Source organism: Bradyrhizobium sp. 21, from assembly GCF_023073335.1.
Taxonomy (GTDB): Bacteria; Pseudomonadota; Alphaproteobacteria; order Rhizobiales; family Xanthobacteraceae; genus Bradyrhizobium.
Genome location: NZ_JADPJG010000003.1, coordinates 468,865 through 490,238 on the forward strand (window position 1 = coordinate 468,865; position 21,374 = coordinate 490,238).

Here is a 21,374-nt window from a genome sequence, read left to right on the forward strand (position 1 = left end):
GCCGAAGGCTTAACCCACCTCTTTAGTTTCCGCAGAGACAGAAGTGGTGGATTACGCTTCGCTAACCCACCCTACGATTCCACCCGAGTGGAGAGACACGATGACTGCGCTCCCCGACATCCCGCTCCCCGCCGGCATCCGCTCACGCTATGTCGACGACATCAACGGCCTGCGCATGCACGTGCTGGAGGCCGGCTTCGAGACCAAGGGGCGGCCGTGCATCCTGCTGCTGCATGGCTTTCCGGAGCTCGCCTTCTCCTGGCGCAAGGTGATGCCGGCGCTGGCTGCGGCCGGCTATCACGTGATCGCGCCGGACCAGCGCGGCTATGGCCGGACGACGGGATGGAGCGCGGCGTACGACGGCGATCTCGCGCCGTTCTCGCTCTTCAACCTGGTGCGTGACGCGCTCGGGCTGGTGTCGGCGTTCGGCTACAGGCAGGCCGATGTGGTCGGACATGATTTCGGCAGCCCGGTCGCGGCCTGGTGCGCGCTGATGCGGCCCGACGTATTTCGTTCGGTAGCGATGATGAGTGCGCCGTTCGGCGGAGCGCCGCAGCTGCCGTTCGACACGATCGACACGCCGGCAAAGCCGCCGGCCGAAGACCCTGTCCATCGCGAGCTCGCGGCGCTGCCGCGCCCGCGAAAACATTATCAATGGTACTATGCGACGCGCCCGGCGAATGCCGACATCCACCACGCGCCGCAGGGCGTGCATGATTTCCTGCGCGCCTACTACCATCACAAGAGCGCGGACTGGACCGACAACAAGCCGTATCCGCTGAAATCCTGGTCGGCGAACGAGCTGGCAAAGCTGCCGACTTACTATGTGATGGATCTGAACGAGACCATGGCCGAGACGGTCGCCAAGGAGATGCCCTCGCCGGCCGCGATCGCCGCCAATCGATGGCTGCCGGACAGCGATCTTGCGTATTACAGCGCCGAGTATGGCCGCACCGGATTCCAGGGCGGCCTGCAATGGTATCGCTGCGGCACATCGGGCGCGTTCAACAGCCAGCTCCAATTGTTGGCCGGCCGCAGCATCGACGTGCCCTCCTGCTTTATCTCGGGAAAGCAGGATTGGGGCACCTATCAGCGCCCCGGCGTGTTCGAGGCGATGCAGGCGCGGACCTGCACGAAACTGCTCGGCTGCCACCTCGTCGACGGCGCCGGCCATTGGGTGCAGCAGGAGCAACCTGCCGAGGTGAGCCGGCTGCTGCTCGAATTCCTGGCCGAGAGCCGCACGGCTTGATTTGACCCGGAAACCCCAACGTCTTATATAGTTTAGAATAATTCTAAACTACTGAGACAGGGCCCCCGTGAAGAACTTTGCCGATCTGACCGAGCGCGAGGTGCTCGCGGTCGCGATTTCCTCCGAGGAGGAGGACAGCCGCATCTACATGACGTTCGCCGAGGATCTTCGCGAGCGTTATCCGGACACGGCAAAAATCTTCGAGGAGATGGCGGAGGAGGAACGCGGCCACCGGCACATGCTGCTCGAATTGTACGAGCAGCGCTTCGGTCCGCATTTGCCGCCGATCCGCCGCGAAGACGTCAAAGGCTTTTTGCGCCGCCGCCCGGTCTGGCTGACCAAGAACCTGTCGCTCGACGCCATCCGCAGGGAAGTCGAGACCATGGAGATGCAAGCGGAGCGCTTCTACGTGAAGGCCGCCGAGCAGGCCCAGGATGTCGGCGTGCGCCGCCTGCTCGGCGATCTCGCCGAAGCCGAGAAGGGCCACGAGGAGACCGCCGCAAAGCTGACGGGCGAGATTTTGAATTCCGACGTGCGCGCGGAAGAAGACCGCACCAACCGTCGGATGTTCGTGCTGCAATATGTGCAGCCGGGCCTCGCCGGCTTGATGGACGGCTCGGTCTCGACGCTGGCGCCGCTGTTTGCCGCGGCCTTCGCCACGCACCAGAACTGGCAGACCTTCCTGGTCGGCCTCGCCGCCTCGATCGGCGCCGGCATCAGCATGGGTTTTGCGGAAGCGCTGTCCGACGACGGATCGCTCACGGGTCGCGGCTCGCCGTGGCTGCGCGGCATCACCTGCGGCGCGATGACGACGCTCGGCGGGCTCGGCCACACTCTGCCTTATCTCGTCCCGGACAGCTGGGCCAACGCATTCTGGATCGCGACGGGAATCGCCGGTGTCGTCGTGTTCTTCGAATTGTGGGCGATCGCCTTCATCCGCTCACGCTACATGGACACCCCATTCCTCCAGGCGGTGTTCCAGATCGTGCTCGGCGGCGCGATCGTGCTGGCGGTGGGGATATTGATCGGAGCGGCGTAGCCGTTCTCCACTGGTCGTCGCCCGCGAAGAGACTCCTCGCACCGCAATGGCTGTCAAACGACGGTTGCGGCATCAGGCCAAACTGCGCATCATCCCAGCCAACGAGAGCAGGAGAATGCCGTGGCCAAATCGGAGTGGAGCTTCAGAAGCGCGGTCGAGCTGTCGGCCGCGCTGACCGCAAAGAAGGTCTCAGCGGTCGAACTGACACAGGACGCCATCGAGCGCATCGAACGGCACGACGGCAAGATCAACGCGGTCTGCGTGCGCGATTTTGACCGCGCGCTCGCCAGCGCAGGCGAGGCGGACGCTGCGATCGGGCGCGGCGAGACCAGGCCGCTGCTCGGCGTGCCCATGACGATCAAGGAATCCTTTAACATAGCCGGCCTGCCGACGACCTGGGGTTTTGTGCCGCAGAAGGATTTCAAGCCGGCCGAGGATGCGCTGGCGGTCAGCCGCATCAAGCAGGCCGGCGGCGTGATCCTCTGCAAGACCAACGTCCCGGTGGGACTCGGCGACTGGCAAAGCTACAACGACATCTACGGCACCACCAACAATCCCTACGATCTCGGCCGCACGCCGGGCGGCTCATCCGGCGGCTCGTCGGCGGCCCTTGCCGCGGGCTTTGGCGCGCTGTCGATCGGCTCCGACATCGGCGGTTCGCTGCGCGTGCCGGCATTTCACTGCGGCATTTATGCCCACAAGCCGACGATCAATCTCTGCCCCGCGCGCGGGGAAACGCCGCCGCCCTTTCCGGCCATTCCGCGCGAGGGCGATCTCGCCGTCATCGGTCCGATGGCGCGCACGGCTATGGATCTCAGCTTGCTGCTCGACGTGATGGCCGGGCCCGATCCGCTGGACGCCGGTGTCGCCTACAAGCTCGAGCTGCCGCCCGCGCGCCATCAGGCATTGCGGGATTTTCGCGTGCTGGTGATCGACAGCCAGCCGTTATTGCCGTCGGACCGGGACGTCCGCGGCGCGATCGACAAGCTTGCCGCCGACCTGTCGAAGGCCGGCGTGACAGTCGCGCGCGAGAGCCCGCTGCTGCCGGATTTTACCGAGGCGTCGCGGCTTTACGTCCGCATGCTCATGGGATTCCTCGGCGCATTTTTCCTGCCCGACATGTACGCGGGCGCGCAGGTCGGCGCGAGCCAACTCTCGCCCGATGATCGGAGCCTTGGGGCCGAGCACCTGCGCGGCATTACCGCAAGCCATCGCGCCTGGGTGCTCGATGCCGGCGCCCGCGCCGCCCTGCGCGCGCAGTGGCGCACCCTGTTCAAGACGTTCGATGCGGTGATCTGCCCGATCATGCCGACACCGGCCTATCCGCACGATCATTCGCCGGACCAGGACGCGCGGCGCATCAGCATTGACGGCAAGGATTATCCCTATTCCGACCACCTCGCCTGGCCGGGCATCGCAACGCTACCCGGCCTGCCGGCGACGGCCGTTCCGCTCGGGCTTTCAAAGAGCGGCCTGCCACTCGGCGCACAGATCGTCGGTCCCTTCCTCGAGGACCGCACGCCGCTGAAGCTCGCCGAGCTGATCGAACGCGAGTTCGGCGGGTTCGTGCCGCCGAAGATGTTCGACGATTAATTCCTTCGTCATTGCGAGCGAAGCGAAGCAATCCAGAAATCTATCCGCGCAAAGACGCTGGATTGCTTCGTCGCAAGAGCTCTTCGCAATGACAGTGCAAATGCTTCGTGGGCGCCGGAGGTCACTGCTCCAAAGTCTTCAGCAGCAATTTCAACGCTGTCGCCGCGAAAATCTGCATGTTGGCGAAGCGGTCGCCGCTACCCGTCTCCAGCGTCATCACCTCTGCTGCGGATCCTGACACTGCCATGCAGCTGTGGCCCGCCGCATCGCCGTAGCGGTTGCCGGTGGGACCGGCGGCACCGGTCTCGGACAGACCCCAGTCGCAGTTGAAGCGGCTGCGCATCCGCTCGGCCAGCAGTTGCGCGTAGGGCTCCGACGAGGAACGAAAGCCCTTCATGCCCTCGTCCGAAATATCCATCAGCACGCGCCTGGCATCGCGGGTGTAGACCACGGCGCCGCCGAGGAAATAGGCGGAGGCGCCGGGCACCGCGAGCAGGCTGGCCGAAATCAGGCCGCCGGTGGAGGATTCGGCCACCGCAATGGTCTGCCTGCGCGCGATCAGTTTCGCCGCGACCTGTTCCGCAATGCCGACGAGCTCTTTCATCCCTAATACCCCTTATTCCTTCGCAACTGAGCTCATCATTCCTAGCATATGACAGAAGCCTTGGCCGAGTTGCGGGCGGCGGGCAGGCCTGCTTGAATGGCGGACAAGGCGGAGCGGTCAAGCGCGGCCCGCGAGAAGACGTGACGAGGAAACGCAAAGGGAGACGTCATGGCGTCCCTGATCGCCGGCGGGGTGGATTGCGATGTGCATCCGGCCGTGCCGCATCTGACCAGCCTGCTGCCGTACCTGAACGACTATTGGCGCGATCAGGTGACGACGCGCGGCATGGTCGATCTCATCTCGCAATCCTATCCGCAGAATTCGCCGATCACGGCGCGCCCCGATTGGCGTCCCGGAAGCGGCAAGCCGGGCGAGAGCCTGGCGGACATGCAGCGCCATGTGCTCGATCCCTTCCAGCTTTCGCATGCCATCTGCAATCCGCTCTATGGCGTGCAGATGGTGTTTTCAGAGGATCTGCAGGCCGCGTTCTGCCGCGCGCTGAACCAGTGGCTCGCGAAGGAATGGCTCGATCGCGATCCGCGGCTGCGCGGCTCGATCGTGATCCCTACGCAAAGCATCGAGAAGGCCGTCGCCGAAATCGAGCGCTGCGCGACGGACCGGCGCTTCGTGCAGGTGCTGATGCTGGTGATGGGCGACACGCCGCTCGGCAAGCGCGCGCTGTGGCCAATCTACGCGGCGGCGGAACGGCTGGAACTTGCGATCGGCGTGCACGCCGGTTCTGCCTATCACAATCCACCGACCGCGGTGGGCTGGGGTTCCTACCACATCGAGGATTATGTCGGTCAGGCCCAGGCGTTCCAGACCCAGCTCACCAGCCTGATCGTTGAGGGCGTGTTCGCCAAATATCCGCGGCTGAAGATGGTGATGCTGGAATCCGGCGTCTCCTGGATCTCCCCCTATCTCTGGCGGCTGCACAAGTTCTGGCGGGGGGTGCGGATGGAGACGCCCTGGGTCGACCGCGCGCCGCTGGAGATTGTGCGCAGCAACATCCGCTTCTCGTTACAGCCATTTGATGCGCCGCCGAACGAGGCGACATTAATTCGTCTGTTTGATCATATGCAGTCGGACGAATTGGTTCTATTCTCCACGGACTATCCGCACTGGCAGTTCGACGGCCAGGACGCGCTGCCCGCAGGTCTCACCCCCGATCTCGTGCGCAAGATCATGATCGATAATTCGCATGCCACCTATCCCCGCCTGAAATGAGCCCGCTGCCAAAGGAGGCAAGGCGATGAATATTCAGTTCCGCGAAAACTCCGAAGCCGCTTCTCCCCTGACCGTCAAAACCGCGATCGCGGACTGCGACATCCATCCGGCGCGCGCCACCCGCACCGAGCTCTATCCCTATCTCGCCAAACGCTGGCAGCATCATCTCGAGATCTACGGTGTCCATGCCTATCAGGGCATGATGGAAGGGCCGCCCTATCCGAAGGCCCAGCCCAACGCCTCGCGCCGCGACGCCTATCCGCCGGAAGGCGGGCCGCAGGGCTCATCGCTGTCCTTCATGCAGAAGCAGCTGCTTGATCCCAACAATGTGCAGCTCGGCGTGCTCAATCCGCTCAACACCGGGCAAGGCATCCGCAATCACGAACTCTCGGCGGCGCTGTGCTCGGCGATCAACGACTGGCAGATCGACAAATGGACCAGCAAGGACAAGCGGCTGAAGGGGTCCATTGTCGTCGGCAATGAGGACGGACTGTCGGCCGCGGCCGAAATCCGCGAGCGCGCCGGCGACAAGAACTTTGTCCAGGTGCTGCTGCTCAGCCGCAACGTCGAACCGCTCGGGCAGCGTCGTTATTGGCCGATCTATCAGGCCGCGGAAGAGGCGGGCCTTCCCGTCGGTGTCCACGCTTTCGGCTTTGGCGGCAACCCGATCACGCCGTCGGGCTGGCCTTCCTACTACATCGAGGAGATGGTGGGGCATTCGCAGTGCCAGCAATCGGCGCTGGCGAGCCTCGTGCTGGAGGGCGTGTTCGAGCGCTTCCCGAAATTGAAGATGGTGATGATCGAGGCCGGCTTCGGCTGGGCGCCGTCGCTGGCGTGGCGGCTCGACAAGGTCTGGCAGCGGCTCAGAAGCGAGGTGCCGCATGTCAAACGGCCGCCGTCGGAATATATCCGCGAGCAGGTGTGGTGGACGACGCAGCCGATGGAGGATCCGGAGCGGCGCGAGGATCTGTTCGACGTCATCAAATGGATCGGCTGGGACCGCCTGCTGTTTGCGACCGACTATCCGCATTGGGACTATGACGAGCCGTCGCGCGTCTTGCCGGCGGGCGTCGGCGAGGATGATCGCGAGGCTTTCTACCTCGGCAATGCGAAGAAGCTGTACGGCATTTCCTGATGGCGAGGCACGTCATTGCCCCGGTGGATGAACTGCCGCCCGGCACGCGAAAATTTCTGGAGATCGACGGGCGGCCGATCGCGGTCTTCAACATCAAGGGGGAGTATTTCGGCCTGATGAACCGCTGCCCGCATCAGGGCGCCGCGCTGTGCGAGGGACCGCTGATCGGGCTCGCGCAATCGAAGGACCCGGGCGACATCGAGTATACAAAACTCGGCGAGATCATCCGCTGCCCCTGGCACGGCTGGGAGTTCGACATCCGCACCGGCCAGTCCTACTGCGACCCCCGCCGCCTCCGCGTGAAGGCGTATGCGGCGCATGTCGAGCCGGGCGCGAGCGTGGTGAAGGGGCCGTACGTCGCGGAAACCATACCGGTGAAGGTCGAGAGCGATTACGTGGTGGTGGAGCTGTAGCCCCACCACCGTCATTCCGGGGCAGCCCGCAGGGCTGAACCCGGAATCCATCGTGCGACAAGTATGCTGGGAGAAATGGATTCCGGGTTCGCCCTCCCGCGCCCCGGAATGACGCGCAGTCAGTGACTCGCCGCCGGCTCACCGACAGCATCATATGTCGGCACCGCCTTGCCGCCGCCGCGATAGACGACCGACGCCGCGATGATGCCGAGCAGCGCCGCCAGCATCAGCCAGTAGCCGGGCGAGGCCTTGTCGCCGGTGTGCTCGATCAGCAGGGTCGAGGCGAACGGCGTGAAGGTGCCGAACAGCGCGGCGGCGAGCGCGAAGGCGAGCGAGAAGCAGGTGGTGCGGACATGCGCCGGCACGATCTCGACGAGAGCGCCGAGCATGGTGCCGCTGTAGACGCCGAAATAGAACGAGAACATCATCTCGACCGCGAGCAGCTTGCCGAAGGTTGGCGCCGCCACCAGCCAGTGCAGCGCCGGATAGGCGGTGACCAGCGACAGGCAGGCGATGGTGATCAGCACCGGCTTGCGGCCGATGCGGTCGGACAATGCACCGCCGACCGGATTCCAGAAGAAGTTGGTCACGGCGACAAGCAGCGTCACCAGCAGCGCATCCTGCGACGACAGCTTCAGCACCGTCTTGCCGAAGGTCGGCGTGTACACGGTGACGAAATAGAACGTCGTCGTGGTCAGGACCGCGATCATCATGCCGAGGAGGACGATGCGCCAGTTGGCGAGCGCGGAGGCGAACACTTCGTTTGCGGTCGGGTGCTTCTTCATGGCGAGGAAGGCCGGCGTTTCCTCCAGCGTCCGCCGCAGGAAGAAGATCAGGGGGATGATCATGCAGCCGACGAAGAAGGGGATGCGCCAGCCCCAAGCGGCGACGGTGTCAGCCGGCATCACCTCGGACAGGAGGTAACCGAGGATCGAGGCCACGAAGATCGCGACCTGCTGGCTCGACGACTGGAATGAGGTGTAGAAGCCGCGATTGCCCGGCGTCGAGATCTCCGACAAATAAACCGAGACACCGCCGAGCTCGACGCCGGCGGAGAAGCCTTGCAGCAGCCGTCCAAGCAGCACGATGACCGGCGCGGCGATGCCGATGCTGGCGTAGGTCGGACAGAACGCGATCACCACGGTGCCGGCGGCCATGATGGCCAGCGTGACGATCAGGCCCTTGCGGCGGCCGATGCGGTCGATATAGGCGCCGAGCACGATCGCGCCGACGGGACGCATCAACGCGCCGAGCCAGAACACGCCGAAGGTGTTGAGCAACGACGCGGTCTCGTTGCTGGACGGGAAGAACGCCTTGCCGATGGCGGCGGCATAGAAGCCGAACAGGAAGAAGTCGAACTGCTCGAGGAAATTGCCGCTCGTTGCGCGCAGGATCGCGCCGATGCGCGACTTGATCTCGGGCGGATTGGTTGCTGGTCCAGCCATGATTTTACTCCCCTTGCAGATACGGCCGGACCGGAACTCGCTTCACGGCAGGCGACGGGATTGTTGCTGCGACAATCTGTCTTACCCCTCTCGCGCGGGGTGCGGCGAGTCAATCGAATTTGCCGGGGAAGCTGATGATTTTTCAGGCCTTATTTTGCGTTGCAGCGATCATCCATTCGCGGAATGCGGCGAGCTTGGGCGACTCACGCCGGCTCTCCGGCGCGACCAGATAGAAGCCGGCATCGGCCGGCAGCGCGATCTTGAAGGGAACGACGAGACGGCCCTTGGCGATGTCGTCCTGGACGTAGGAGGTCCGCCCCATCGCCACGCCGATGCCGTCGATTGCGGCCTGGATGGTCATGAAGATCATGTCGAAGGTGACGCCGGGCTGCCGGGCGATGTCGGCCGGCAGGCCCGCCGCCGTCAGCCACAGCCGCCAGTCGTCGCTGTTGGCGTTGGAGGTGTGCAGCAGCATATGGCTCTTGAGGTCCTCCGGACAGCGCAGCGGCTTGTCGCCGTGCAGCAGCGACGGACTGCACACCGGAAACAACTCGTCCGCCATCAGCCAGTCGGCGCGCAGGCCCGGCCACTGGCCGCGGCCGTAACGGATCGCGGCGTCGACATTGTCGCGCTGGAAGTCGACGAGGCTTGTCGAGGTGGTGATGCGGACGTCGATGCCGGGATGGTGCTCCTGGAAATCAGTCAGCCGCGGCAGCAGCCATTTTGCGGCAAGCGAAGCCAGCGTGGAGACCGTCAGCACCTTGTCGTCGTCCTTGCGCAACAGCCGGTCGGTGGCGAGCCTGAGGTCGTTGAAGGCGGCGCGGACGCCAGGCAGATAGTCGCGCGCCTCCGCCGTCAGCGCCAGCGCGCGGTTCTGCCGGACGAACAGGCGAATGCCAAGCTCCTCCTCGAGCCTGCGGATCTGATGGCTGATCGCGGTCTGGGTCACGTTCAGCTCGGACGCCGCCAGCGTGAAGCTGAGATGGCGCGCGGCGGCCTCAAAGGCCCGCAATCCATTCAGGGAGGGCAATCTGGCAGTCATCTGGCAGCAGGATACATGACTTTATTTCATGCGAAGGAGTACAAATTGTCGTTTGTCGCAACGCACTCAGAGGCAGATAACAGCAGTCAACTTAGCTCCAGGAGCTGAAAATGTCTACTTTAACCCAGAATTCGATGACAAATCATCATGCTCCGGGTCTGATCCACCAGATAGGCGAGACGCTTCATGTCTGGCACGAGCGCTACCGGACCAGGCGTGAGCTCACCAACTGGTCCGCGCGCGACCTCCAGGACGTCGGGCTATCCTGGAGCGATGTGGCCTATGAGGCCGACAAACCCTTCTGGCGGGCCTGATTGGCCGCCAGGCCGGCGCCGCCTGACGGTGGGGGCGCCGGCGGTCCCCTTTTGTCTTTGGTCCCTTTGGGGCACGTATCATGAGCACTCTTCGCCCGGAAGACCTGAAGCAATATTCGGACACGCTACGCACCCGACAGGGCGAGTCGCTCAACGTGCGCTTCATCGAGCCGCGCGACACCGAAGAGCTTCAGCACTATTTCCGCTCGCTCACGACCCGCTCCCGCTACAACCGCTTCTTCGGCGCGATCAGCGAGCTGCCAAAAGGCCTGCTGAGCGAATTCCTCGATGTCGGAGCGCGCGAGCGTTTCACCGTGGTTGCGACCAAGATGGTCGACGGCTTCGAGACGATCGTCGCCGAGGCGCGCTACGCGCTCCATGCCGAGACGTCGACGCTCGAGTTCGGCCTGTCGGTCGACGACCGCTGGCAAGGCCACGGCATCGCCACCGTGCTCATGAAGAATCTGGAATGCCGCGCTGCCGCGCTTGGCGCCGACCACATTTTCGGCGACACGCTGCGCTCCAACGAGTCCATGATCTCGCTCGCCCGCAAATCCGGCTTCGCCTTCGTCAATCATCCTGACGACTGGAAGCTCGTGCGCTTCGACAAGGAGATCGCGGTCGCACCAAAAGACATCCTATGTGCGAGCTGGCGTCTCGCCGCCCTTTCCCGTCAGGCCGAAAGCCCCTCAGCCTCGGTCTGACACCACTGCAAGCCCGGCTCTGGCAACGGAGCCGGGTTTTTTTTGCCAGTGTAAGGTCCGTCATCCTTCGAGGCCTCGGCTTCGCTCCGGCGCCTCGGGATGACGGTGCGCCATTCGGACGCGCGGCGCGTCCTACGGTCTTCATTTCCCCGTGAACACTGCCTTGCGCTTCTCGATGAAGGCCTGCACCGCCTCCTTGTGATCGGCGGTGGTGGTCAGGCGGATCAGCCGCTCGGCTTCGTGATCGCGCGCGGTTTCGAAATCGAACAGCAGGGCCTCGTCGAGATTGTCCTTCATGTAGCGCAGCGCCAGGCGCGGGCCTTCGGCGAGGGATTTTGCCAGTGCGAAAGCCTCGGCCTGCAATTGGTCGTCGGGCACGACGCGATTGACGAGGCCGATGGCTTCGCAACGCGCTGCGTCCACGCGATCGCCGGTGAACAGCAACTCGCGCGCCCGTGCGGTACCGACGAGGCGCGTCAACAGCCACGCGATGCCATAGTCGCCGCTGAGCGCGATGCGGCCATAGCCGGTGGCGACGAAGGCCGATTGCGCGGCAATGCGGATGTCGCAGGCCATGGCGATGGCAAGTCCCGCGCCGGCCGCCGGCCCAGGCAGGGCCGCGATCGTCGGCTTGCGGACCGACACCAGCGCGCCGGTGAGCAGCCGCTGCCGCTCCTGGAGATCGGCGACCTTGTCATCAAAGGACATATCGAGCTTGGCCTTGTCGCGATGCGCGCCCATGCCCTTGACGTTGCCTCCGGCGCAGAAGGCTTTGCCCGCCCCGGTGATCAGCAGCGCGCCCACATCGGGATTCTCGCCGCAGGTGCGGATCATCGTACGCAACGCCGGCGTCAGCGTGTCCGACAGCGAGTTGCGCGCCTCCGGCCGGTTCAGCGTGATCAATGCGACGCGGTCGCGGATGACGCAAAGGAGTTCATTGGTGCCGGTGTCGATGGTGGTTTCCGTGGTCATCGTTGCTCCCTGCTCTCGTAGGGTGGGTAAAGCGAAGCGTGCCCACCATTCATTTGCGCGTCACGATGGTGGGCACGGCGCTATGCGGCTTTGCCCACCCCGCGGCAGATCAATTCAAAACTTCTCCACCCAGGGCCGCAGCTCCAGCTCCCAGCTCCAGGCGCTGCGCGGCTGCTGCAGCACGTTCCAATAGCTCTCCGCGATCGCATCGGGATCGAGCATCGAATCCGGCTTGTCTTCGGGCTCGATGCGCGCCGCGCTGCGGATGCCGCCGTCGATCACGAAATGCGCGACATGGATGCCTTGCGGCGACAATTCGCGCGCCATGCTCTGCGCGAGCCCGCGCAGCGCGAACTTGCCCATCGCGAACGGGGCCGACTGCGCATAGCCCTTGACGCTGGCCGAAGCGCCGGTGAACAGGATCGCGCCGTGCTTGTTCGGCAGCATGCGCCTGGCCGCCTGCTGCGCCACCAGGAAGCCGCCATAGGCGCTGACCGCGATCGCATTGGCGACCTCAGCTGGAACGAGATCGACGAACGGCCCGCGCGCACGGCCGCTGGCGTTGTAGACGACGAGGTCTGGCGCCCCGATCTCGCGCTCGACCAGGCCGAACAGGCGCTCGACCTCCTCAGGCTCGATGGCGTTGCAGGCATAGGCCTTGGCGCCGGTCTCGCTGCAGAGCGCGCCTAACTTCTCGATCTTTCGCGCGGCCAGCGCGACACGAATGCCCTGGGCGGACAATAGCCGCGCCAGCGAGGCGCTCAGGCCTTCGCCGGCGCCGACGATGAGGGCGATCTTGTATTTCGGGTGTTCCATGGCGTGATCTCTCGGAGACGGGAAGCTGCTGATCTAGGCATGGCCGCGCGAACGACCAACGGGGGCGATCACAATTCCGCAGAGCGAATTGCTCCTTCACGGCGATCATGCCTCCCTGACGATTTGCGGCTTTATCCGCATCCGCGGCTGGAGCATGATCGACATCATCCCAAGCGGCAAGCGCTAAGAATTGCCGTCGGGCGGGAACGAAGAGGACGATCATGCGACAGCCGGCCCCAGCGCAGCCAAAACATATCGCGGCCGGGCAGTCCGGCCTGCTGGCGCCAGATACAACTGGCATGAATTTCTATCGCGCCGACCAGTCGCTGACCGACCTCTTGCGCATCCATCTGCCGGAGACGTTGTTTCGCCACATCGAGCCGCATCTCGATCGCCTCGGTGAACTCGCCGGCGGCCCGCTCGACGACTGCGCGCGGCTCGCCGATCGGCACACGCCGGTGCTGCACCAGCGCGACAGATTCGGCCGCGACGTGCAGTGGATCGAATACCACCCGGCCTATCGCGAGTTGGAGAACGCGGCCTTCGGCGAATTCGGCATCCATGCGCTCTCGATCCGCAAGGGCATCATGGGCTGGCCGGACAAATATCCTGTCGTGGCGAAACACGCCTTCACCTTCCTGTTCAACCAGACCGAATTCGGCATGGGTTGCCCGATCAACGTCACCGACGGCTGCGCAAAATTGCTGGCGAATTTCGGCAGCGAGGCGCTGAAGGCAAAATATCTCGATGGCCTGACCCAGACCGACATGAGCAAGCTGACGCAAGGGGGCCAGTTCATGACCGAAAAGGAAGGCGGCTCCGACGTCGGCACGCTGACCACGCGCGCGGTGCAGGAGGGCGATCATTGGCGCCTCACCGGCGAAAAATGGTTCTGCTCGAACGCCGACGCCAAAGTCGTGATGCTGCTGGCGCGCCCCGAAGGCGCCGGCCCGGGCACGCGTGGCGTCGGCCTGTTCCTGATGCCGCGCTTCCTCGACGACGGCTCTCAGAACCACTACCGGATCGTGCGTCTCAAGGACAAGCTCGGCACGCGCTCGATGGCCTCAGGCGAGATCAAGCTCGAAGGCGCGATCGCCTATGCGGTCGGCAAGCTCGACCGCGGCTTTGTGCAGATGGCCGAGATGGTGAATTCCTCGCGGCTCTCCAACGGCGTCAAATCGACTGCGCTGATGCGCCGCGCCTACCATGATGCAATGACGGTGGCAAAGAACCGCGTCGTGTTCGGCAGCCGCATCATCGACCTGCCGCTTGGTCGAAGGCAGATGCTGAAGATCATGCTGCCGGTCGAGCAGGCGCTGTCGATGAGCTTCCTCACCGCCGACGCGCTCGACCGCGCCGAGGCCGGCAGCCAGGATGCGGCTGCGCTGCTGCGTATCCTGACGCCGACGCTGAAATTCCGTGCCACGCGTGATGCGCGAAAAGTCTGCGGGGATGCGCTCGAGATGCGCGGCGGCATTGGCTATATCGAGGAATTCGCCACCGCGCGGCTGCTGCGCGATGCCCATCTTGGCTCGGTCTGGGAAGGCACCGGCAACATCGTCGCGATCGATGCGCTCCGGCGCGCGGTCGGCCGCCACGGCGCGGAATCCGCGCTTGCCGCCGACCTGCACGCGCGGCTCGATGACAGCCCCTCGGTGCCGCAGGCCTGGCGGGACCGGCTACGCGACCTGGTGGATCGCGCGGTGGGCTTTGCGCGCGAGGTCGCGAGCAAGGCCGACAACGAGGCCGATGCGCGGCGCGCGACGAGCCTGCTCTATCACGTCGCAAGCGCCGTTGCGCTGGCCTGGGAAGCGCACCGCATCCACGCCATGCGCGGCGATGCGCGCCGGCTGCTGCTGTCGCGGCTGGTGATCGATCATCGGGTGTCGCCAAGCGATCCGTTCCGGCTGACGGAAAATGCGGCGCAGCAGAGGATCGCAGCGCTACTGCTCGGCGAGCGCGTGGCCTCCATGAGCGAGGTTGGCGAACTGGTTCTGGCAGCGTAGGCTGCGCTCCACGCTCAAACCAAAAAAAAAGCGATAGGGAGTGCTCGATGAAGGCCGCCGTCCTCCATGAAGTCAACCAGCCGCTGGTCATCGAGGATGTCAGCCTGCCGAAGCCCGGCCCGCGCGAGGTGCTGATCCGCACGTCGGTGGCGGGCCTCTGCCACTCCGACCTGCACTTCATGGAAGGGCTCTATCCGCACCCGCTGCCCGCGGTTCTCGGGCACGAATCCGCCGGTGTCGTCGAGCAGGTCGGCTCCGACGTGACTTATGTGAAGCCCGGCGATCACGTCGTCACCTGCCTTTCGGTGTTCTGCGGCACCTGCGACAATTGCACCACGGGCCGCACGGTGCTCTGCACCGACACCACGGTGAAATTGCTGCCGGGTGCCTCCAACAGGATGCAGTGGGCGCGACCTGAGAAGCTGCATCAATTCCTCAACCTCTCGTCCTTCGCCGAGCAGATGCTGGTGCACGAGAACGCCATCGTGAAGATCCGCAAAGAGATGCCGCTCGATCTCGCCGCGCTGATCGGCTGCGGTGTCATCACCGGCTACGGCGCAGTGGTGAACACGGCGAAGGTGACGGCGGGCGAGACCGTGGCCGTAATCGGCTGCGGCGGTGTCGGCATGGCGGCGATCAACGGCGCGCAGATCGCGGGCGCTGGCCGCATCATCGCCATAGACACCAATCCGGCAAAGCTCCAGCTCGCGACCAAGCTCGGCGCGACCGACATCATCAACCCCGCCGACGGCGACGTCGTGAAGCAGGTGCGCGATCTCACCAATGGCGGCGTGCATCATTCCTTCGAGGTGCTCGGCCGCAAGGAGACCGCGGAGCAGGCGTTCGGCATGCTCGCCTCGGGCGGCACGGCCACCATCGTCGGCATGATTCCGTTCGGCCAGAAGATCGAGCTGCACGGCTTTGATTTTCTGCGCGAGCGCAGGATCCAGGGCTCCTCGATGGGGTCCAACCATTTTCGCGTCGACATGCCGCGGCTGGTGGATTTCTATCTGCGCGGCCGTTTGCATCTTGAGGACTGGATTTCGGCCAAGCTGAAGCTCTCCGAGATCAACGAAGGTTTTGCCAGCATGAAAGCCGGCAAGACGCTGCGCAGCGTGATCATGTTTGACAGCTGAAGTGCGATGGGATTGGGCATGACGGAGGGAGCGGCACTATTTGCCCAAATGTCGCGTAAAGATCCGCACCACATGGCCCCTGACCCGCGGCGCCTCGTCGTAGAGGTCTGACGCAAGCCGCTCGATGGTCTCGCGCAGCGACATGAACTGCGCCTGCCGCGCGCTGCTTTCGGTGCCCTGCATGCCCGCGAGCTCGTCCATCGCAGCGTCGCTGATCTGGCACTGCACGATTTCGCCGTCGTTCAGCATGGTGAAGCGAAAGGCCAGCCGTTCGCGATCATGTCCGATGATCCTGTCGCGCATGAGTGGCATCAAGTCGTCCCGGTCGAGCCCCGCGCCGGACAATGCTGAAAATCCCGCTTCTTGTCAGCAGCAAAGAGACCTTCGTCCTACTGGAACGCGACCTCGGCGAAACTGCGGAGCTTCCGCGAATGCAGCCGCTCGGATTCCTGCTGCTTGAGCCGTTCCAGCGCCTTCAGGCCGATCTCGAGATGCTGGCCGACGCGGCGGCGGTAGAATTCGCTGGCCATGCCCGCGAGCTTGATCTCGCCATGCAGCGGCTTGTCGGAGACGCACAGCAGCGTGCCGTAGGGGACGCGGAAGCGGTAGCCGTTGGCGGCGATCGCGGCCGATTCCATGTCGAGCGCGACCGCGCGGGATTGCGACAGACGCCGGATCACCGCCGGGCCGGAGATCTCCCAATTGCGGTTGTCGACGCTTGCGACCGTCCCCGTGCGCATCAGGCGCTTGAGCTCGAAACCTTCGAGCCCGGTGACGTCCTCGACCGCCTCTTCCAGCGCGACCTGCATCTCCGCCAGCGCCGGGATCGGCACCCAGAGCGGCAACTCGCGGTCGAGCACGTGGTCCTCGCGCACATAGCCGTGCGCGAGCACGTAATCGCCGAGCCGCTGCGTGTTGCGCAGGCCCGCGCAATGGCCGAGCATCAGCCAGGCATGCGGACGCAACACGGCAACGTGGTCGGTGACGTTGCGCGCGTTGGACGGGCCGGTGCCGATGTTGATCAGACTGATGCCGCGATAGCCGGATGCGACCAGGTGAAAGGCCGGCATCTGCGGCGCGCGCGCGGGCGCGACACCCGTCGTCGCGCCGCCGCTGCGCGTGATCAGATTTCCGGGAGCGACGAAAGCTTCGAGCCCCGCCTCGCCGGCCTGAAGCCGCTGCTGGCAGAGCTGCGCGAAGGCGTCGACATAGAACTGGTAGTTGGTGAAGATGACAAAATTCTGGAAATGCTCGGGGTCGGTGCCGGTGTAGTGATAGAGCCGGCGCAGCGAGTAATCGACGCGGGCAGCCCGGAACAAGGACAACGGCTCGGGCGCACCGGGCTGGAGCTCGAAAGTGCCGTCGGCGATGGCGTCGTCCATGGTGGCCAGATCAGGCACGTCGAACGCGTCGCGCAGCGATCGCGTGACGGCGGAATTCTCGCTGGTGGTGATGGCGGCTTCGATGTTGATGTCGCGGCGATAGGCGAAGTGAACCGGGATCGATTCGCCGGACTCGCCGATTTCGACCGAGACGCCGTGGTTCTGGATCAACAATCCGATCTGCTCGGTGAGATAGGTCCGGAACAGATCCGGACGCGTGACGCTGGTCTCGTGCACACCGGGCCGGGCGACGAAGCCGTAGGCGAGACGCGAATCCAGCCGCGCATGCGTCGCAGTCGTGATGCGGACGAAGGGATAGAAGGCCCGCACCCGCGTCGTGATCGCCTCGCCGTTGACGTAAGCCTCGAACCGGTCGCGCAGGAATTTCGTATTGCGCTCGTAGATCTCCTCGAGGCGGGCGACGGCGAGGGACGCGTCGGAGAAGGATTCGGTGGCGATGGAGGGTGGGGACTGCATTGTTCGACCGCCGGGTTGCTGGGGCTTGAGTCGAACTATAGCAAAAAGGAGGAGCCGTAGGGTGGGTTAGCGCAGCGTAACCCACCACTTCTGCTTCTGCGGATCGAGAAGTGGTGGGTTACGGCTTCGCCTAACCCACCCTACGAGATCGAGTTTGCCGCGCGTCACTTCTCCCGGAAGGCGCGCATCAGCTGGTCGTGCAACGGCTTCATCAGATAGGACAGCATGGTGCGGTCGCCGGTCTGGACGAAGGCCTCCGCCGGCATGCCGGGGATCAGTTTGGAGTCGCCCAGCTTGGCGACCTCTTCGGCCGGCATCGAGACGCGGATGGTGTAATAGCTCTGGCCGGTGCGCTGGTCGGTGGTGACGTCGGGCGAAACGCGGGTGACGAGACCGTTGAGCTCGGGCGTGGTGCGCTGGTTGAAGGCGGAGAGGCGCAGCAGCGTCTTCTGGCCGATCTGGAGCTTGTCGATGTCGACCGGATTGACCTTGGCCTCGACCTGGAGATCGTCGGCCTGCGGCACGATCAGCATCAGGGCGTCGCCGGCGGTGACGACGCCGCCGACGGTGTGCACCGTCGATTGCAGCACCATGCCGTCCTGCGGCGCGCGGATGTCGACGCGGCGGAGCTGGTCTTCGGCAGCGACCTTGCGCTCGATCATCTCGCCGATCTTGTCGTTGGTCTCGCGCAGATCCTTGGAGACCTCACTGACCATGTCCTTGTCGACCTGGATGATCTGGAGCTCGGTCTCGGTGATCTTGCCCTTGGCTTGCGCGCGCGAGGCGATGTATTGCGCGCGCTCGCCGTTGAGGCGGGCACTGTCGCGCTCGAGCGTGGTCAGGCGGGAGATCTGCACCAGGTGCTTCTCGTAGAGATCGCGGACACCGATGAGCTCCTGCTGCACCAGCGAGATTTCCTTGTCCTTGGCTCGCTCCTGCGCGGAGAGACCCTCGATCTCCTCATTGAGCTGCTGGACGCGCTCGCGAAGCTGCGCCTTCTGGCCGGCGCGGCCGTTGACGCGGACGTCGAACAGCTTGGTTTCGGCGTCGAGCAGCGTCTTCACGTCGGAATCGTTGCCGCGATCCAGCAGCGATCGCGGGAATTCGACCTTGTCGAGACCGCGCTGCTCGGCCTGCAACCGCGCCGTGCGCGCCTGGGCCGCATCGAGATTCTTGGTGACGATGGCGAGGTTGGCCTTGGTGACGGTGTCGTCGAGCCGCACCACGATGTCGCCGGCCTTGACCACGTCGCCGTCGTGGGCGCGCAGCTCGCCGACCACGCCGCCGGTCGGGTGCTGCACCTTCTTGACGTTGGACTCGACCACGATCTGGCCCGGCGCGATCAGCGCGCCCGAGATCAGCACAGTCGACGACCAGCCGCCGAGACCGACGACAAGGACAAGCACGATCCCAAGCCCAAGCATCAGGTGAAACCGGATCGACTGCCGCACGGTCCTCTTGGCGGCGGGCTTCCCGCCGCCGATCGCCATCGTGCTCATGACTTTCCGCCTTCGCTGACGATCTTGATCGGTGCCGGCGGCGTCACGCGCGGCTGGAGCACCTGGGCGAGGACCTGTTCCTTCGGCCCGAAGGCCTGCATGCGGCCGTCACGCAGAACCAGGACTTGGTCGACCGCCTCGACGCCGATCGGACGGTGCGCCACCACGATGACGATGGCGCCGCGCTCGCGCGCGGAACGGATGGCGCGGGTCAGCGCCTCGTCGCCTTCGGTGTCGAGATTGGAATTGGGCTCGTCGAGCACGATCAGGAACGGATTGCCGTAGAGGGCGCGCGCCAGCGCCACGCGCTGCGCCTGGCCTGCGGAGAGCGCGGTGCCCTGCTCGCCGACCTGGGTGTTGTAGCCCTCGCGCATCTTGATGATCATCTCGTGCACGCCGGCCTCTTTCGCCGCGGCGATGATGGCGTCGGAGACGGCGTCGGGATCGAACCGGCTGATGTTCTGCGCGATGGTGCCGCCGAACAATTCGACGTCCTGCGGCAGATAGCCGATATGGCGACCGAGCATGTCGGAGGCCCATTGGTCGAGCGCCGCGCCGTCGAGCCGCACCTTGCCGCGGACCGGTTGCCAGACGCCGACCAGCGCGCGGATCAGCGACGACTTGCCGGAGCCGCTCGGCCCGATCACGCCTAGGCCATTGCCGGCTTCGAGCGCAAAGGTGATGTCCTGCACGATGAGGCGCTGGTCGCCCGGCGGCACCATGGCGATGCCTTCGACCGACAGGCGGCTGGTGGGTGCCTGCAACTGGGTCGGCATCGTCTGCGCCGGCATCTGCTCCAGGAGACGGGTGAGGCGGTGCCAGCTCTGACGGGCCGCGACAAACGATTTCCAGTGCGCGATCGCAAGATCGACCGGCGCCAGCGCGCGGGCGGAGAGGATCGAGCCGGCGATGATGATACCCGCGGTCGCCTCCTGGTGGATGACGAGATAGGCGCCGACCGCAAGCACGGCCGATTGCAGCATCATGCGCAGCACTTTTGCAACCGCACCGAGACCGCCGGCGACGTCGCTCGCACGCTGGTTGCCGCCGAGATATTTTTCATTGGCCTCGCTCCAGCGCGCGTTCATCCGACCGGCCATGCCCATCGACACCATGACTTCGGCATTGCGACGGCTGGAGGCGGCGATATCGTTGCGCTGCGCGGCAAGGCCCATCGCCTCGCGCGCCGGCTGGCGGGACATGAATTCGGTGACGATCGTCAGCCCGACCAGGATGACGGCGCCGATCAGCGCGGTGACGCCGATCATGACGTGGAAGGCGAAGCAGATGGCGAGATAAAGCGGCAGCCAGGGCAGGTCGAAGAACGCACTCGGCCCCATGCCGCCGAGGAAGGAGCGGACATTGTCGAGATCGCGCAGCGGCTGAAGCCCCTCGTTGCGGCTGCCAACCAGCAGCGGCAGGCGCACGATGGTGTCGAACACGCGCTTGTTCAGGGCTTCGTCCAGCGCGGTGCCGACCCGCCCCAGGATCCGATTGCGGATCATGTCGAGCACGCCCTGCGCCATGTAGAGGAAGCTGGCGAGGATGATCAGGCCGACCAGGGTCGGAATGCTGCGGCTCGGCAGCACCCGGTCGTAGACCTCCAGCATGAAGATCGACCCGGTCAGATAGAGCAGGTTGATCATGCAGCTCATCAAGCCGACGCCGACAAACGCCGTGCGACAAGCGCGCAGCGCGTCACCGAGCTCTGAACGGCGGACGCCGGATACGGCTGCCATCAGTCTGATCTCTTTCGGGTGGGGGCCAAAGCCCCTGATTTCAAAGGCGAATTCAGGAGTAATCGACCCGGATTAATATCGCGTTTGCGCTCCTCGCCCAACGCAGCCGAATAATCCGGGACCCCTATGGGCCACATCACCCCCGACCAGCCTCGCACGCAAGTCCGGAATCACACAGTCTTGCGGCTTTTTCTTGCCGACATGTCACCTCTCCCCGGGTGGGGAGAGGTCAAAAGTTCATCAATTGAACTCAGGCGCCGCTAGAACCGGCCGCCGCCGCGCACCAGCCGCACCACCAGCAGCAGGATGACCGCGCCGATCGCGGAATAGATGATCTCCGATATCAGCCCGGTGCCGATGTGGATGCCGAGCTTTGGAAACAGGAAGCTTGCAACCAGCGCACCGGCGATGCCGACCACGATGTCGCCGATGATGCCGAATCCGGTTCCGCGCACCACCTTGCCGGCCAGCCAGCCGGCAACCAGGCCGACGAACAGGATGACAAGCAGGCCTTCGTTGGAAATGTACATAAGTGAGGTCCCTCTCCGTGAACGGCGCCATGGAACCGGAATCGGGATGAAT

At 64.8% G+C, this 21,374-nt stretch carries 20 protein-coding genes; 10 read left to right on the forward strand and 10 right to left on the reverse strand.

Annotated elements, in window-relative coordinates; translation table 11 throughout:
• Positions 1–100: 100 nt before the first annotated feature.
• The 3 genes from IVB31_RS07280 (at position 101) to IVB31_RS07290 (ending at position 3,881) form a co-directional block, all read left to right on the forward strand.
• Entirely contained in the window at positions 101–1,249 is a 1,149-nt protein-coding gene (locus tag IVB31_RS07280; protein WP_247320294.1) for an alpha/beta hydrolase, read from the forward strand.
• Between the two features lie 67 nt (positions 1,250–1,316).
• A complete protein-coding gene (gene mbfA, locus IVB31_RS07285) occupies positions 1,317–2,288 on the forward strand; it encodes an iron exporter MbfA (protein WP_247320296.1) in 972 nt (323 codons plus the stop codon).
• Positions 2,289–2,408: 120 nt separating this feature from the next.
• Positions 2,409–3,881 (forward strand): amidase, encoded by a 1,473-nt coding sequence (locus IVB31_RS07290; RefSeq protein ID WP_247320298.1) that lies wholly within the window; start codon positions 2,409–2,411, stop codon positions 3,879–3,881.
• 121 nt (positions 3,882–4,002) lie between these two features.
• Here IVB31_RS07290 and IVB31_RS07295 read toward each other — a convergent pair whose 3' ends face one another.
• On the reverse strand, positions 4,003–4,485 hold the full coding sequence (locus tag IVB31_RS07295; RefSeq protein ID WP_247320300.1) for a CinA family protein: 483 nt from the start codon (positions 4,483–4,485) through the stop codon (positions 4,003–4,005).
• A 168-nt stretch (positions 4,486–4,653) separates the two neighbouring features.
• Here IVB31_RS07295 and IVB31_RS07300 point away from each other — a divergent pair, with 168 nt between their 5' ends.
• The 3 genes from IVB31_RS07300 to IVB31_RS07310 are packed head-to-tail and all read left to right on the forward strand — an operon-like array spanning position 4,654 to position 7,260.
• Positions 4,654–5,712, forward strand: a complete 1,059-nt coding sequence (locus tag IVB31_RS07300) for an amidohydrolase family protein (protein ID WP_247320302.1) — start codon at positions 4,654–4,656, stop codon at positions 5,710–5,712.
• A gap of 25 nt (positions 5,713–5,737) precedes the next feature.
• Entirely contained in the window at positions 5,738–6,847 is a 1,110-nt protein-coding gene (locus IVB31_RS07305) for an amidohydrolase family protein (protein ID WP_247320304.1), read from the forward strand.
• Positions 6,847–7,260 (forward strand): Rieske (2Fe-2S) protein, encoded by a 414-nt coding sequence (locus tag IVB31_RS07310; RefSeq protein WP_247320306.1) that lies wholly within the window; start codon positions 6,847–6,849, stop codon positions 7,258–7,260. Before IVB31_RS07305 ends, IVB31_RS07310 begins: the two co-directional genes overlap by 1 nt.
• A gap of 119 nt (positions 7,261–7,379) precedes the next feature.
• On the opposite strand, the gene IVB31_RS07315 is transcribed toward IVB31_RS07310, so the two are convergent.
• Positions 7,380–8,705 (reverse strand): MFS transporter, encoded by a 1,326-nt coding sequence (locus IVB31_RS07315; protein ID WP_247320308.1) that lies wholly within the window; start codon positions 8,703–8,705, stop codon positions 7,380–7,382.
• 142 nt (positions 8,706–8,847) lie between these two features.
• Positions 8,848–9,747, reverse strand: coding sequence for a transcriptional regulator GcvA (locus IVB31_RS07320; RefSeq protein ID WP_247320310.1), 900 nt, complete (start codon positions 9,745–9,747; stop codon positions 8,848–8,850).
• 110 nt (positions 9,748–9,857) lie between these two features.
• Here IVB31_RS07320 and IVB31_RS07325 point away from each other — a divergent pair, with 110 nt between their 5' ends.
• Both IVB31_RS07325 and IVB31_RS07330 read left to right on the forward strand, forming a co-directional pair.
• Complete coding sequence (locus IVB31_RS07325; protein WP_007599575.1) at positions 9,858–10,061, forward strand: DUF1127 domain-containing protein; 204 nt, start codon at positions 9,858–9,860, stop codon at positions 10,059–10,061.
• A gap of 80 nt (positions 10,062–10,141) precedes the next feature.
• Positions 10,142–10,765 (forward strand): GNAT family N-acetyltransferase, encoded by a 624-nt coding sequence (locus IVB31_RS07330; protein ID WP_247320312.1) that lies wholly within the window; start codon positions 10,142–10,144, stop codon positions 10,763–10,765.
• Positions 10,766–10,906: 141 nt separating this feature from the next.
• On the opposite strand, the gene IVB31_RS07335 is transcribed toward IVB31_RS07330, so the two are convergent.
• Together IVB31_RS07335 and IVB31_RS07340 are read right to left on the reverse strand one after the other, a co-directional pair.
• On the reverse strand, positions 10,907–11,737 hold the full coding sequence (locus IVB31_RS07335; RefSeq protein ID WP_247320314.1) for an enoyl-CoA hydratase: 831 nt from the start codon (positions 11,735–11,737) through the stop codon (positions 10,907–10,909).
• Positions 11,738–11,851: 114 nt separating this feature from the next.
• On the reverse strand, positions 11,852–12,553 hold the full coding sequence (locus tag IVB31_RS07340) for an SDR family NAD(P)-dependent oxidoreductase (protein WP_247320316.1): 702 nt from the start codon (positions 12,551–12,553) through the stop codon (positions 11,852–11,854).
• A gap of 221 nt (positions 12,554–12,774) precedes the next feature.
• Between IVB31_RS07340 and IVB31_RS07345 the strand changes: the two genes are divergently transcribed.
• Positions 12,775–14,559 carry an acyl-CoA dehydrogenase family protein gene (locus IVB31_RS07345; protein WP_247320325.1) on the forward strand — a complete coding sequence of 595 codons (1,785 nt, stop codon included), beginning with the start codon at positions 12,775–12,777 and terminating at the stop codon, positions 14,557–14,559.
• A gap of 47 nt (positions 14,560–14,606) precedes the next feature.
• Positions 14,607–15,695 carry a Zn-dependent alcohol dehydrogenase gene (locus IVB31_RS07350; protein WP_247320327.1) on the forward strand — a complete coding sequence of 363 codons (1,089 nt, stop codon included), beginning with the start codon at positions 14,607–14,609 and terminating at the stop codon, positions 15,693–15,695.
• A gap of 36 nt (positions 15,696–15,731) precedes the next feature.
• Here the strand turns inward: IVB31_RS07350 and IVB31_RS07355 are convergent, their stop codons facing one another.
• The 5 genes from IVB31_RS07355 to IVB31_RS07375 all read right to left on the reverse strand — a co-directional run bounded on the left by IVB31_RS07355 (position 15,732) and on the right by IVB31_RS07375 (position 21,322).
• Entirely contained in the window at positions 15,732–16,007 is a 276-nt protein-coding gene (locus IVB31_RS07355) for a DUF1488 family protein (protein WP_247320329.1), read from the reverse strand.
• Positions 16,008–16,084: 77 nt separating this feature from the next.
• Positions 16,085–17,554, reverse strand: coding sequence for an AMP nucleosidase (locus IVB31_RS07360; RefSeq protein WP_247320331.1), 1,470 nt, complete (start codon positions 17,552–17,554; stop codon positions 16,085–16,087).
• 164 nt (positions 17,555–17,718) lie between these two features.
• A complete protein-coding gene (locus IVB31_RS07365) occupies positions 17,719–19,053 on the reverse strand; it encodes an HlyD family type I secretion periplasmic adaptor subunit (protein WP_247320333.1) in 1,335 nt (444 codons plus the stop codon).
• The gene (locus IVB31_RS07370) at positions 19,050–20,792 is read right to left on the reverse strand and encodes a type I secretion system permease/ATPase (RefSeq protein ID WP_247320335.1); all 1,743 of its coding nucleotides are present in this window, start codon (positions 20,790–20,792) and stop codon (positions 19,050–19,052) included. The genes IVB31_RS07365 and IVB31_RS07370 overlap by 4 nt, the downstream gene beginning before the upstream one ends.
• 260 nt (positions 20,793–21,052) lie before the next feature.
• Positions 21,053–21,322 carry a GlsB/YeaQ/YmgE family stress response membrane protein gene (locus IVB31_RS07375; RefSeq protein WP_007605178.1) on the reverse strand — a complete coding sequence of 90 codons (270 nt, stop codon included), beginning with the start codon at positions 21,320–21,322 and terminating at the stop codon, positions 21,053–21,055.
• Between the last annotated feature and the right edge of the window lie 52 nt (positions 21,323–21,374).

Excerpts from the sequence above, each read along its gene's own strand:
- IVB31_RS07325 (WP_007599575.1), top strand. The coding sequence starts at position 9,858 with ATGTCTACTTTAACCCAGAATTCGATGACAAATCATCATGCTCCGGGT.
- IVB31_RS07350 (WP_247320327.1), top strand. The coding sequence starts at position 14,607 with ATGAAGGCCGCCGTCCTCCATGAAGTCAACCAGCCGCTGGTCATCGAG.
- IVB31_RS07330 (WP_247320312.1), top strand. The coding sequence starts at position 10,142 with ATGAGCACTCTTCGCCCGGAAGACCTGAAGCAATATTCGGACACGCTA.
- IVB31_RS07295 (WP_247320300.1), bottom strand. The coding sequence starts at position 4,485 with ATGAAAGAGCTCGTCGGCATTGCGGAACAGGTCGCGGCGAAACTGATC.
- IVB31_RS07305 (WP_247320304.1), top strand. The coding sequence starts at position 5,738 with ATGAATATTCAGTTCCGCGAAAACTCCGAAGCCGCTTCTCCCCTGACC.
- IVB31_RS07365 (WP_247320333.1), bottom strand. The coding sequence starts at position 19,053 with ATGAGCACGATGGCGATCGGCGGCGGGAAGCCCGCCGCCAAGAGGACC.
- IVB31_RS07315 (WP_247320308.1), bottom strand. The coding sequence starts at position 8,705 with ATGGCTGGACCAGCAACCAATCCGCCCGAGATCAAGTCGCGCATCGGC.
- IVB31_RS07375 (WP_007605178.1), bottom strand. The coding sequence starts at position 21,322 with ATGTACATTTCCAACGAAGGCCTGCTTGTCATCCTGTTCGTCGGCCTG.
- IVB31_RS07300 (WP_247320302.1), top strand. The coding sequence starts at position 4,654 with ATGGCGTCCCTGATCGCCGGCGGGGTGGATTGCGATGTGCATCCGGCC.
- IVB31_RS07340 (WP_247320316.1), bottom strand. The coding sequence starts at position 12,553 with ATGGAACACCCGAAATACAAGATCGCCCTCATCGTCGGCGCCGGCGAA.
- IVB31_RS07370 (WP_247320335.1), bottom strand. The coding sequence starts at position 20,792 with ATGGCAGCCGTATCCGGCGTCCGCCGTTCAGAGCTCGGTGACGCGCTG.
- IVB31_RS07310 (WP_247320306.1), top strand. The coding sequence starts at position 6,847 with ATGGCGAGGCACGTCATTGCCCCGGTGGATGAACTGCCGCCCGGCACG.
- IVB31_RS07355 (WP_247320329.1), bottom strand. The coding sequence starts at position 16,007 with ATGCCACTCATGCGCGACAGGATCATCGGACATGATCGCGAACGGCTG.
- IVB31_RS07360 (WP_247320331.1), bottom strand. The coding sequence starts at position 17,554 with ATGCAGTCCCCACCCTCCATCGCCACCGAATCCTTCTCCGACGCGTCC.
- IVB31_RS07335 (WP_247320314.1), bottom strand. The coding sequence starts at position 11,737 with ATGACCACGGAAACCACCATCGACACCGGCACCAATGAACTCCTTTGC.
- IVB31_RS07345 (WP_247320325.1), top strand. The coding sequence starts at position 12,775 with ATGCGACAGCCGGCCCCAGCGCAGCCAAAACATATCGCGGCCGGGCAG.
- IVB31_RS07280 (WP_247320294.1), top strand. The coding sequence starts at position 101 with ATGACTGCGCTCCCCGACATCCCGCTCCCCGCCGGCATCCGCTCACGC.
- IVB31_RS07320 (WP_247320310.1), bottom strand. The coding sequence starts at position 9,747 with ATGACTGCCAGATTGCCCTCCCTGAATGGATTGCGGGCCTTTGAGGCC.